The organism is Streptomyces sp. NPDC111628, assembly GCF_055635195.1.
This window is the reverse complement of sequence record NZ_JBVKBZ010000005.1, coordinates 738,641-749,931: the sequence shown is the minus strand read 5'-3', so window position 1 is coordinate 749,931 and position 11,291 is coordinate 738,641. Positions and strand designations below refer to the sequence as shown.

10 protein-coding genes are annotated in these 11,291 nt (G+C 71.4%); 3 read left to right on the top strand and 7 right to left on the bottom strand.

The window, feature by feature from the left end:
* The first annotated feature begins 61 nt into the window (after positions 1 to 61).
* The gene (locus tag ACZ7MF_RS29295; protein ID WP_471481126.1) at positions 62 to 721 is read left to right on the top strand and encodes an HAD family acid phosphatase; all 660 of its coding nucleotides are present in this window, start codon (positions 62 to 64) and stop codon (positions 719 to 721) included.
* Positions 722 to 764: 43 nt separating this feature from the next.
* Complete coding sequence (locus tag ACZ7MF_RS29290) at positions 765 to 3,815, top strand: NACHT domain-containing protein (protein ID WP_471481124.1); 3,051 nt, start codon at positions 765 to 767, stop codon at positions 3,813 to 3,815.
* A gap of 74 nt (positions 3,816 to 3,889) precedes the next feature.
* Here ACZ7MF_RS29290 and ACZ7MF_RS29285 read toward each other — a convergent pair whose 3' ends face one another.
* A complete protein-coding gene (locus tag ACZ7MF_RS29285) occupies positions 3,890 to 6,418 on the bottom strand; it encodes an ATP-dependent Clp protease ATP-binding subunit (protein ID WP_471481121.1) in 2,529 nt (842 codons plus the stop codon).
* A 441-nt stretch (positions 6,419 to 6,859) separates the two neighbouring features.
* On the opposite strand from ACZ7MF_RS29285, the gene ACZ7MF_RS29280 reads away from it, so the two are divergent.
* Positions 6,860 to 7,549, top strand: coding sequence for an SCO3374 family protein (locus tag ACZ7MF_RS29280; RefSeq protein ID WP_471481119.1), 690 nt, complete (start codon positions 6,860 to 6,862; stop codon positions 7,547 to 7,549).
* On the opposite strand, the gene ACZ7MF_RS29275 is transcribed toward ACZ7MF_RS29280, so the two are convergent.
* The 6 genes from ACZ7MF_RS29275 to ACZ7MF_RS29250 all read right to left on the bottom strand — a co-directional run bounded on the left by ACZ7MF_RS29275 (position 7,550) and on the right by ACZ7MF_RS29250 (position 11,286).
* Positions 7,550 to 7,885: a histone-like nucleoid-structuring protein Lsr2 gene (locus ACZ7MF_RS29275; RefSeq protein ID WP_003975458.1), complete on the bottom strand. Its 336-nt coding sequence runs from the start codon at positions 7,883 to 7,885 to the stop codon at positions 7,550 to 7,552. It abuts the gene before it with no gap.
* Positions 7,886 to 8,170: 285 nt separating this feature from the next.
* Complete coding sequence (locus ACZ7MF_RS29270) at positions 8,171 to 8,680, bottom strand: amino-acid N-acetyltransferase (protein ID WP_356859570.1); 510 nt, start codon at positions 8,678 to 8,680, stop codon at positions 8,171 to 8,173.
* Positions 8,681 to 8,689: 9 nt separating this feature from the next.
* Positions 8,690 to 9,088 carry a BlaI/MecI/CopY family transcriptional regulator gene (locus tag ACZ7MF_RS29265; protein ID WP_356859806.1) on the bottom strand — a complete coding sequence of 133 codons (399 nt, stop codon included), beginning with the start codon at positions 9,086 to 9,088 and terminating at the stop codon, positions 8,690 to 8,692.
* A 163-nt stretch (positions 9,089 to 9,251) separates the two neighbouring features.
* On the bottom strand, positions 9,252 to 9,431 hold the full coding sequence (locus ACZ7MF_RS29260) for a hypothetical protein (RefSeq protein WP_471481118.1): 180 nt from the start codon (positions 9,429 to 9,431) through the stop codon (positions 9,252 to 9,254).
* A gap of 23 nt (positions 9,432 to 9,454) precedes the next feature.
* Positions 9,455 to 10,090 (bottom strand): hypothetical protein, encoded by a 636-nt coding sequence (locus ACZ7MF_RS29255; protein WP_471481116.1) that lies wholly within the window; start codon positions 10,088 to 10,090, stop codon positions 9,455 to 9,457.
* Between the two features lie 398 nt (positions 10,091 to 10,488).
* On the bottom strand, positions 10,489 to 11,286 hold the full coding sequence (locus tag ACZ7MF_RS29250; protein WP_003975453.1) for a type III pantothenate kinase: 798 nt from the start codon (positions 11,284 to 11,286) through the stop codon (positions 10,489 to 10,491).
* Between the last annotated feature and the right edge of the window lie 5 nt (positions 11,287 to 11,291).

Genomic DNA, 11,291 nt, shown 5'->3' with positions numbered 1-11,291 from the left:
GCATGCACGCGACAACTTTGCCGTCAGGCATCCGCGCAGGCATGAGAGGACCCCACCCCCCATGACCGACCAGACCGGACAGACCAGAGGGACCCGGCGCCGCACCTGGACACGGGTCGTCGGCACGGCCGCCGTGGTCGCGGCGGCGCTCACCGCGACCGTCACGCCGTCCGTCGCCGCCCCGGCCGAGACGCCCCCCGCGACGGTGACGGCCGCCGCTGCCGCCGACGTCGGCTACGACACCTGGCAGCGGGACTGCCGGGCCGTCATGGACGCGGCGCTGCCCTACCTGAAGGAGCGGATCGCCGACTCCGCCCCCGGTGAGAAGCAGGCCGTCGTCCTCGACATCGACAACACCTCCCTGGAGACGGACTTCGGCTTCAGCTACCCCCAGCCCGCCAACCGGCCGGTCCTGGAGGTCGCCGAGTACGCCCAGGAGCACGGCGTCGCCCTGTTCTTCGTGACCGCCCGTCCCGGCATCATCGAGGCGCCCACCGAGTGGAAGCTCGCCCACGCCGGGTACGAGTCCTCGGGGCTGTACGTCCGCGGCTTCCTGGACCTGTTCAAGGACGTCGCCGAGTACAAGACCGAACAGCGCGCCGAGATCGAGTCGAAGGGCTACACGATCATCGCGAACATCGGCAACAGCGCCACCGACCTGTCGGGCGGCCACGCCGAGAGGACGTTCAAGCTCCCGGACTACGACGGTCAGTTGTCCTGACGATCGATATGCTCCCCTCGTCGACCGACCACGGGGGTGGCGCATGGAACCGGCCGTACTCGGCGGCAAGTTGGCGTCCAGCCTGGTCGCCCCGCTGGTGAAGAAGCTGTTCGTGACGGGCGGCCCCGGCGCCGGACTGGTGGACCGACCGGTCCGGCTGGACCGCCTGGTGTCCTTCCGCGGCGAGCGGCGCACGCTGGGCGAGAGGGAGGTGCGGCTGCTCGCCGGGAAGCTGGTGGCGGCGGCCTTGGACTCCGGGGGCGAGCCGCCCTTCCCCCGCGACGAGGAGACGGCCGTCACCGGCGCCCTGGCGGCGCGGCTCCTCGCCCTCGGCGACCTGGACATGGACGACGTCCAGGCGGTGCGGCTGGGGCACGCCGAACTGGCCGCCCGGCTGCGTCGGCAGACGGCCCGCTCCGGAGACGGGCTCTCCACCGACGCCCGCTACTTCCTCGACTCGGCGACCGAGTGGGCCTGCCTGCACATCCTGGAGTTCTTCACCCGGCGGTCGACGTTCGTCGCGCGCACGCTGGTCGCGCAGACACGGGGCCAGGCCGAGCTGATCGCCAAGGTCGACGAGCTGATCGCCCGCGTTCCCAGGCCCGACGCCCGCGACACGGCGTTCGAGCGCCGCTACCTGCCCTACGTCGCGGACCGGCACAACCGCATCACCATCTACGGCATCGACCTGCGCGACTCGCCGGACCGGTGGCCGTTGGAGGTCGCCTACCTGAGCCTGGAGGCAACCGCGCAGGAGGAGCACACCGCGCTCCCCGGGGAGGACGCCGAGCCGGAACGCACCGTCAGCCTCCCCGCCGAGGCGGCGCTGACCACCCACGACCGCGTACTGCTGCGCGGCGACGCGGGCTCCGGCAAGACGACGCTGGTGCAGTGGCTGGCGGTGACCGCCGCGCGCGACGGGGACCGGGTCCCCTACGTACTGCCGCTGCGCACACTGACCCGTGCGGGCGCCCTGCCCTCCCCCGCGGCCTTCCTCACCGCCGTGGGCTGCCCGCTCACCCCTCCGGAGGCCTGGGCGGAACGGGTGCTGGACGCCGGCCGGGGCCTGGTCCTCGTCGACGGCCTGGACGAGATCCCCGCCGCCGACCGGAACCGCACCCGCGACTGGCTCCTCGCCCTGATCCGCGCCTTCCCCGGCAACCGCTGGCTGCTCACCTCGCGCCCCACCGCGGTACGCCCCGACTGGCTGGCCGCCGAGGGCTTCCGGGAGCTTGCCCTCATCCCGATGCGCCGGGACGACGTGACGACCTTCGTACGGCGCTGGCACGCGGCCGCCGAGGCACCCGAGTTCGAGGCCCGGCTGCTGGACTCGCTGCGCACCAAGCGCGACCTGGCCCGGCTCGCCACCAACCCCCTGATGTGCGGCCTGATCTGCGCCCTGCACCGGGAGCGCCGAGGCTACCTCCCCACGGGCCGCAAGGAGTTGTACGACGCCGCCCTCACCATGCTGCTGGCCCGCCGGGACCGGGAGCGGGGCATGGACGCGGTGGAGCTGGGCGAGGAGGCCCAGCTGGAGCTGCTCCAGCGGCTGGCGTACGCGCTGGTGCTGAGCGGGCGCACGGAGATGGCGGTGGAGACGGCCGAGGGCATCGTGGAGCGCGCGCTGCCGTCGGTGGCCTCGGCGGCGGGGCAGGGCGACGCGGCGACGGTCCTGCGGGCGCTGGTCCTGCGCAGCGGGCTCCTCCGGCAGCCCGGCGAGGGTTCACTGGACTTCGTCCACCGCACCTTCCAGGACTACCTGGGCGCGCGGTACGCGGTCGAGGAGGGCCACCTCGACGTCCTCGCGGGCCACGCGGGCCACACCCAGTGGGAGGACGTCATTCGCATGGCGGTGGCCCACGCCCGGCCCGGCGAGCGGGCGGTGCTGCTGCGAAGGCTGCTGGCGCAGGACACGCCCCGGCTGACGCTGCTGGCCCTGGCCTGCCTGGAGCACGCTACGGCCCTGGACCCGGCGGTGCGGGCGGAGGTGGAGGCGCGGGCGGGGGCGCTGGTCCCGCCGGGGTCAAAGGAGGACGCGAAGGCCCTGGCGGATGCTGGGCCACTGGTACTGGAGCTGCTGCCGGGTCCGGAGGGGCTGACGGACGCGGAGGCGCACGGGGTGACGGTGACGGCTTCGCTGCTGGCGGGGCAGGCGCCGAGCGGTGCGCTCGCGGTGCTGCGTCGGTTCAGGGAACATCGCTCCCTGGACGTGCGACGACAGCTGGCCGGCACCTGGGGCCGCTTCGACACCGCGGAGTACGCCGCCGAGGTGCTGGACCACCTGCACCGGCCCGACCTGCTGGTCGCCTGTGAGACGGAGGAACAGCGCGCCGCCCTGGCGGCCATGCGCCCCTGGCACGGGCTGTCCCTCCGGGGCGGCCACGCCGTCGCCGACGTCCTGGCCGCCGTTCCGTCGCCCGCGGCCGTGACCCTGATCGACATACGGGACAATCCAGCCCTGGACGATCTCGGGGGCCTGCTGCCGTTCAGCTCGCTCGGCGGCCTGTGGGTCCAGGGGTGCGATGCCGCTCGGGGTCTGGACAAGCTGGCGGGACTGCCACTCGTCGATCTCGCCTGCGGCCGGATCTCGGACCTCACCGGCCTCGGCGCACTCGGCTCGCTGCGGCGCGTCTCCCTCGATCAGGAGTTGCCCGGCGACTGCCTCACCGATGTGCTGCCGACCGCTGCCGAGCTGGAGTTCCTCTTCCTGGGCCGGCACACCACGGACCGGACGGGCCTGCGGGGACTGGAGCACTGGGCCCGGCTCTCCGAGCTCAGCATCGGTCCGCTGACCTCCCCGTTGACGGCTGCCGACTGGCGTTCCGTGGCCGCGCTTCCCCGGCTGACCCGCCTGCACGTCAACCGGGCGATCGTCACGCGCTTCCCGCAGTCCGTCGAGGCCATGCCGGAACTGCCGGGGGTCACGTCCCTGCGGGTCACGGCTCTGCACGGAACGGAGGATCTCGCCGCGCTGGCCTCGCGCCTGCCGGGCCTGCGACAGGTCACCCTGCAGACCCACCCCGGCAAGCGCTTCGCCGGCGACCGGCACGCACCCCTCTTCGGGGACGCCGAAGTGACCGTGGACGAACGCTGACGCGGCACACGGCAAGGGGGCCTGCCCGGGACCAAAGTCCCGGGCAGGCCCCCTTCCAGGCTCACCCCGGAGGGCTACGCCTCCTTGCTCAGGTTCGGGCCCGCGCCGCCCCCGGCCGCCTGCTCGATCGGCGGGACGTCGGGGAGGGTCGACTTCTCCTCACCCCGGAAGGTGAAGGTCGCCGTGTCGCCCTCGCCCTCGGTGTCCACGACCACGATGTGACCGGGACGCAGCTCGCCGAAGAGGATCTTCTCCGACAGCGTGTCCTCGACCTCGCGCTGGATCGTGCGGCGCAGCGGACGCGCGCCCAGCACCGGGTCGTAGCCCCGCTTGGACAGCAGCTCCTTGGCGGACTGGGAGAGCTCGATGCCCATGTCCCGGTCCTTGAGGCGCTCGTCCACCTTGTCGATCATCAGGTCGACGATCTTCAGGATGTCGCCCTGGCTGAGCTGCGGGAAGACGACCACGTCGTCGACACGGTTGAGGAACTCGGGCCGGAAGTGCTGCTTGAGCTCGTCCTGGACCTTGTTCTTCATGCGCTCGTAGTTGGACTTCGTGTCACCCGCGGCGGCGAAGCCGAGGTTGAAGCCCTTGGAGATGTCCCGGGTGCCGAGGTTGGTCGTCATGATGATGACCGTGTTCTTGAAGTCCACAACCCGGCCCTGGGAGTCGGTCAGGCGACCGTCCTCCAGGATCTGCAGAAGGCTGTTGAAGATGTCCGGGTGGGCCTTCTCGACCTCGTCGAAGAGGACGACCGAGAACGGCTTGCGGCGGACCTTCTCCGTCAGCTGGCCGCCCTCCTCGTAGCCCACGTAGCCGGGGGGCGAACCGAAGAGCCGCGAGACCGTGTGCTTCTCGCTGAACTCCGACATGTCGAGGGAGATCAGCGCGTCCTCGTCACCGAAGAGGAACTCCGCCAGCGCCTTGGACAGCTCGGTCTTACCGACACCGGACGGGCCGGCGAAGATGAACGAGCCACCGGGACGCTTCGGGTCCTTCAGACCGGCACGGGTACGGCGGATCGCCTTGGACAGCGCCTTGACGGCGTCGACCTGGCCGATGACCCGCTTGTGGAGCTCGTCCTCCATGCGCAGCAGGCGGGACGACTCCTCCTCCGTGAGCTTGAAGACCGGGATGCCCGTCGCCGTGGCGAGGACCTCGGCGATCAGCTCGCCGTCGACCTCGGCGACGACGTCCATGTCGCCGGCCTTCCACTCCTTCTCGCGCTTGGCCTTGGCGGCCAGGAGCTGCTTCTCCTTGTCGCGGAGGGAGGCGGCCTTCTCGAAGTCCTGCGAGTCGATCGCGGACTCCTTGTCGCGGCGGACGCCGGCGATCTTCTCGTCGAACTCGCGGAGGTCCGGCGGCGCGGTCATCCGGCGGATGCGCATCCGGGAACCGGCCTCGTCGATCAGGTCGATCGCCTTGTCCGGCAGGAAGCGGTCCGAGATGTAGCGGTCGGCGAGCGTCGCCGCCTGGACGAGGGCCTCGTCCGTGATGGAGACACGGTGGTGGGCCTCGTAGCGGTCGCGCAGACCCTTGAGGATCTCGATCGTGTGCGGCAGCGACGGCTCCGCGACCTGGATCGGCTGGAAGCGGCGCTCGAGGGCCGCGTCCTTCTCCAGGTGCTTGCGGTACTCGTCCAGCGTGGTCGCACCGATGGTCTGGAGCTCACCTCGGGCCAGCATCGGCTTGAGGATCGACGCGGCGTCGATGGCGCCCTCGGCGGCACCCGCACCGACCAGCGTGTGCAGCTCGTCGATGAACAGGATGATGTCGCCGCGGGTGCGGATCTCCTTGAGCACCTTCTTCAGGCGCTCCTCGAAGTCACCGCGGTAGCGGGAGCCGGCGACCAGGGCGCCGAGGTCCAGGGTGTAGAGGTGCTTGTCCTTGAGGGTCTCGGGCACCTCGCCCTTGACGATGGCCTGCGCGAGGCCCTCGACGACGGCGGTCTTGCCGACGCCGGGCTCACCGATCAGCACCGGGTTGTTCTTGGTACGGCGGGACAGCACCTGCATGACCCGCTCGATCTCCTTCTCGCGCCCGATGACCGGGTCGAGCTTGGACTCACGAGCGGCCTGGGTGAGGTTCCGGCCGAACTGGTCGAGGACCAGGGACGTGGAGGGGGTGCCCTCCGCAGGACCGCCGGCGGTGGCGGTCTCCTTGCCCTGGTAACCGGAGAGCAGCTGGATGACCTGCTGCCGCACCCGGTTCAGATCTGCGCCCAGCTTGACCAGGACCTGGGCGGCGACGCCCTCGCCCTCGCGGATCAGGCCGAGCAGGATGTGCTCCGTGCCGATGTAGTTGTGGCCCAGCTGGAGGGCCTCGCGGAGCGACAGCTCCAGAACCTTCTTGGCACGGGGGGTGAAGGGGATGTGGCCGGACGGGGCCTGCTGGCCCTGGCCGATGATCTCCTCCACCTGCTGGCGGACCGCCTCGAGCGAAATCCCGAGGCTCTCAAGGGCCTTGGCGGCGACACCCTCACCCTCGTGGATCAGGCCCAGGAGGATGTGCTCGGTGCCGATGTAGTTGTGGTTGAGCATCCGGGCTTCTTCCTGAGCCAGGACGACAACCCGCCGCGCGCGGTCGGTGAACCTCTCGAACATCGTTAATCGCTCCTCAGAGCGGTCAGGCAGTGGGGGGAACTTCCCCTCCCTGTCCTTCCGCAGCTTAGTCCCGCAAGCGGGGACCGCTCATTCCAACTGCCGACACCGTCGATGGCCTCCTGACCCCTGACGCCGACATCTGCCACAACCCGATGGTGCGAGACGATGTTCCCGCAGGCCAGGCACTTACCCCACTCGCCAGTACGCCGATGGCGAACGCGAGACGGCCCGATCTGCATGTCGCCCCCTCCCACTAGGGATGTCTTACCCGCGGGGACTGACACTCCATGCCGCGCGCACCGGTTCCCTCCGCTACGGGCGAACAACCTTGCGCCTCCCCGCACCCCCGCACGCCCCCTCTTGACGCCCTTCTTCGACACTCTGTGCACTCGTTTCACCACCCAGCGTAACCCGAGTGCTCTTTCGACTGTTGCACTTGGCATGGTTGGCGCCTCGCACTCGGTCCCCGTGGCTCCCGCGTCCCCCGTCGTGCCGTCGCCCCGCCGGCCCACCGGGGACGGCGGCTCGGCGTGGGAGCGGACACGGTGGTGGTACGAGAGCGCGCTCGGGTGGCCGACGGCGCCCGGGGAGCCGGTGCGGCTGCGCACGGGCGTCCGTTTCGACGTCCTGGACGTGCCGGCCGCCGCGGGGTACGCGACGCTGGAGCGGCTCGGGTGGTCCGGACGGGGCCCGCAGGGGTTCCCGGTGGCCGTCCGGGGCGAGCGGATGCTGCTGCTCGTGGCGGCGGGCGGCGCGGAGGAGCTGCCCGGGCTGCTGGAGTGGCTGGAGTGGGGCTCGCTGGCGCTCGACCTGGCGGCGGTCGGAGCGGGCGGCCTCGTGGAGGCGCCCCTTGTCCCGGTCGTCCCGGAGCCCGGTCCGGCCGGGCCGCCGCCGCGTCCCCCGGAGCGCGACGGCGTGCGGGGGGCCGCCGTCTGGCTGCGACCCCCGGAGCCGGGGCGCGAGGCGGAGTCCTCGCTGCCGGCGCTGTCCGCCCTCGGCCGCGCCGGAACCGTCCTGGATCTCGCCCGGCTGGTCCGCACCCTGGCCACACAGTGCCACCGGGTCCGGCTCACCGCGGGCCGCCCGCCGCGGGCGCGGCCGATGGCGCAGCCCGTGGCGCGGGTCGGATGATCAGCCGTTGGCCTGCTCGTACGCCTCGCGGACCTTCGCGGGGACGCGGCCGCGGTCGTTGACGTCCCAGCCGTTCTCCTTGGCCCAGGCGCGGATCGCCGCGGTGTCCTGGCTGCCCCCGGAAGCTGCGCGCGCCTTGCCGCGACCGCCCGATGCACGGCCCCCGGTACGACGGCCACCCTTCAAGTACGGATCGAGAAGACCGCGAAGCTTGTCCGCGTTGGCGGTGGTGAGGTCGATCTCGTAGGTCTTGCCGTCCAGTGCGAACGTCACGGTCTCGTCTGCCTCGCCGCCGTCGAGGTCGTCGACAAGAAGGACCTGAACCTTCTGTGCCACCGGATTTCCTTTCATCGATAACTTGAGGGCCGGGGGTCCGTCGGCGTCCGCCGTATCGCCGTCCCTTGTTATATGCAGTACTGCAGTACGCCGGAAAGCAAACCGCTTTTGCCGGAAAAACACAAACCCCCGGCAGAGACCGGTAGCTCGACTCCGGGCCGGAAACGTGCGCGTTTCGGACATAGGGAACCCATGAAGGGCACGGCGGTGGAATAAACCTCGAACGGCTGCGAAGGACTCGCGAAGGGCCACCCGGGGCCACGGATGCCTAGCGTCGGACGGCGATCACAGATGCAGAAGCATCCGGCTGTTGCCCAAGGTGTTCGGTTTCACTCGTTCGAGCCCCAGGAACTCCGCAACGCCCTCGTCATAGGAACGCAGCAGCTCCGCGTACACATCGGCGTCGACGGGTGTCTCCCCGATCTCCACGAAGCCGTGCTTGACGAAGAAGTCCACTTCGAAGGTCAGACAGAAAACGCGGCGAACACCGAGCAGGCGGGCCGTGTCCAGCAACTTCTCCAGCAGCTTGTGGCCGACGCCCGCGCCCTTCAGGCCGGGCTTCACCGCGAGGGTCCGCACTTCCGCGAGGTCTTCCCACATCACGTGCAGCGCGCCGCAGCCGACCACCTCGGCGTTGTCGTCCCGTTCCGCGACCCAGAACTCCTGGATGCTCTCGTAAAGCGTCACCATCGCTTTGTCGAGCAGGATGCGGTCACCGACGTAGGTGTCGAGGAGCCGGCGTACGTCCGGGACATCCCTGGTGCGGGCCCGCCGGACGCTGATGGCATTTGGCATGTGGGGACGCTATCGCTCCCCGCCGTCCGCTACCGCGCCGGGTCCCGGCGCGGGGGTTTCCGGTCCCTGCACGATGCGGATGGCGTCTCCGAGCGCCTGGCGCTGTTCCTCGCTCATCATGCCGAAGAAGGCGACGAGGGCGGCGGCGGGGTTGTCGCTCTGGGACCAGGCGTCGTTCATGAGGGCGGCGGCGTAGGCGGCGCGAGTGGAGACCGCCTCATATCGATAGGCCCGGCCTTCGGACTCGCGGCGCACCCAGCCCTTCTGATGGAGATTGTCCATAACGGTCATCACGGTGGTGTACGCGATGGACCGTTCCTGTTGCAGGTCTTCCAGGACTTCTCGAACGGTCACGGGGCGGTTCCACTTCCACACCCTCGTCATGACCGAGTCTTCGAGTTCTCCCAATGGGCGAGGCACGCTTCGAACGATAGTGGGAGATCGGCGCGATCGCGTGCCGGACGTGCGCCTTCGCCGGAAAACGGGCACAAAAGGGGCGTACGGCTCCTCAGAGGAGGGAGCCGTACGCGGGAGCCGTACGCGGGAGCCGTGCGTGGAGTCCGCCGGTTGGTCAGGCCTCGGGGTGGGGGGACGGCTGTCGGGCGCCCTCTGCCCGTGCGAGGGCGGCGTCGACGACCGCGTCCTCCTTGGCCTTGTTGGCGCCGCCCTGGGTCTTCACGATCACCCGGATCAAGCCGATGAAGAAGACGGCCATGACGGCCGGGGGCAGGAGCGCGGAGACGTAGTCCATGGGACCAGGGTAGCCAGGCGCCGTCAGCCGGCGGCCAGGTGGTGCCGGGAGTCCGGGGCGGGCGGGGCCGGCGGGGCGGGCTTGCGGGGCGGGAAGACCTCGCCGGGGGTGGGGACGGGGCGCTTGGGGGTGGCGGGGGCCGGGGCGGGGGCGGGACGGGGGGCCGGTTTCGTGGCGGGCTTCTGCGGGGGCTCCTTGCCGGACTGGCGGCCGCCGGGGACGGCGTGGAGGTGGGTGCGGGCGGCGGGGAGGGTGACGGTGGGCGCGGCGGACGCGGGGGACGCGGGGGACGTGTCGGGGCCGCAGCGGGCCAGGAGGGCGGCTGCGGCGGGGTTGCCGCGCAGGGCGCCCAGGGCGGCCAGGTCGTCCGCCCCGGGGCGGTGGCCGGCGCCCAGCGCCTCGTCCAGGAGTGCGAGGTAGCCGGTGGCGGTGCCGGGGAGGGCGGCGCGGTACCGGGCCAGGTCGGCCATCAGGAAGGCGCGCAGCCTGGCGCCCTCCCGCATCGCCTCGTCGAGCGAGTCGGCGAGGTGGAGGCAGTCCTGGGCCTCCTGGGCCGAGACCGGGCTGGGGTTCAGGGCGAGGGCGAGGGCTCGCCGGAGCACGCGAAGCTCCTGAGCACCGAACGCCATGCCGCCGCGGGGTCCGTAGGGCGTGGGCATGCGGCGACGATACGCGCTAATCAGACAAACCCCGCATAGGGTGCGCGGGTGTGGCGCATACCCCCACCCGGATGCGGGTGCCTGCGGCGCCTGTGCGGGTGTGGTGGGGGTGCGGGTAGCGCCGTGGGTTCGGTGGGTGGGTCGGGGCCGCGTCGGGGGGTGTCCGTCCTCGGAACGGCGCGGAATCGGTCACTTGAAGAGGCTCGGGGCGTTGACGCGCCAACCGCTGCGTGCGGACACCCCCCGACACGACCCCTTCTCGCCGTACGCGGCCGCGGCCCGCCGTCCCCCGCCGCAGCTGCGGGCAGTCGTGCCGCTGGGGCGGCACGGGTGGGCGCAGCGGCACCCCGCTACGCCGGGCCGCGTCCCCCTCGCGCCCGCACCCGCCCCGGGGGCGGCTACATGCGCGACACGTTGCGCTCGTACACCAGCCGCAGACCCATCAGCGTCAGCCACGGCTCGTGCTCGTCGATGACCGAGGACTCGCCCAGCACCATCGGCGCCAGCCCGCCCGTCGCGATGACCGTCACGTCGTCCGGGTCGTCGGCCAGCTCGCGCGCCATGCGGTTGACGACGCCGTCGACCTGGCCGGCGAAGCCGTACACGATCCCGGACTGCATCGCCTCGACCGTGTTCTTGCCGATCACGCTGCGGGGCCGGGCCACCTCGATCTTGCGGAGCTGCGCGCCCTTGACGCCGAGGGCCTCGACCGAGATCTCGATGCCGGGGGCGATGACGCCGCCGATGTACTCCCCGCGCGCGCTGACCGCGTCGAACGTCGTCGCCGTGCCGAAGTCGACGACGATCGCCGGGCCGCCGTAGAGCTCGACGGCCGCGACCGCGTTGATGATGCGGTCGGCGCCGACCTCCTTGGGGTGGTCGGTGAGGATCGGGACGCCGGTCTTGACGCCCGGTTCGACGAGGACCGCGGGGACGTCGCCGTAGTAGCGGCGGGTGACCTCGCGGAGTTCGTGGAGGACCGAGGGGACCGTCGCGCAGATGGCGATGCCGTCGATGCCGTCGCCCAGCTCGTCGCCGAGGAGGGGATGCATGCCCATGAGGCCCTGGAGGAGGACCGCCAGTTCGTCGGCCGTGCGGCGCGAGTCCGTGGAGATGCGCCAGTGCTCGACGATGTCCTCGCCGTCGAAGAGGCCGAGGACGGTGTGCGTGTTGCCTACGTCGATCGTCAGCAGCATGGCGT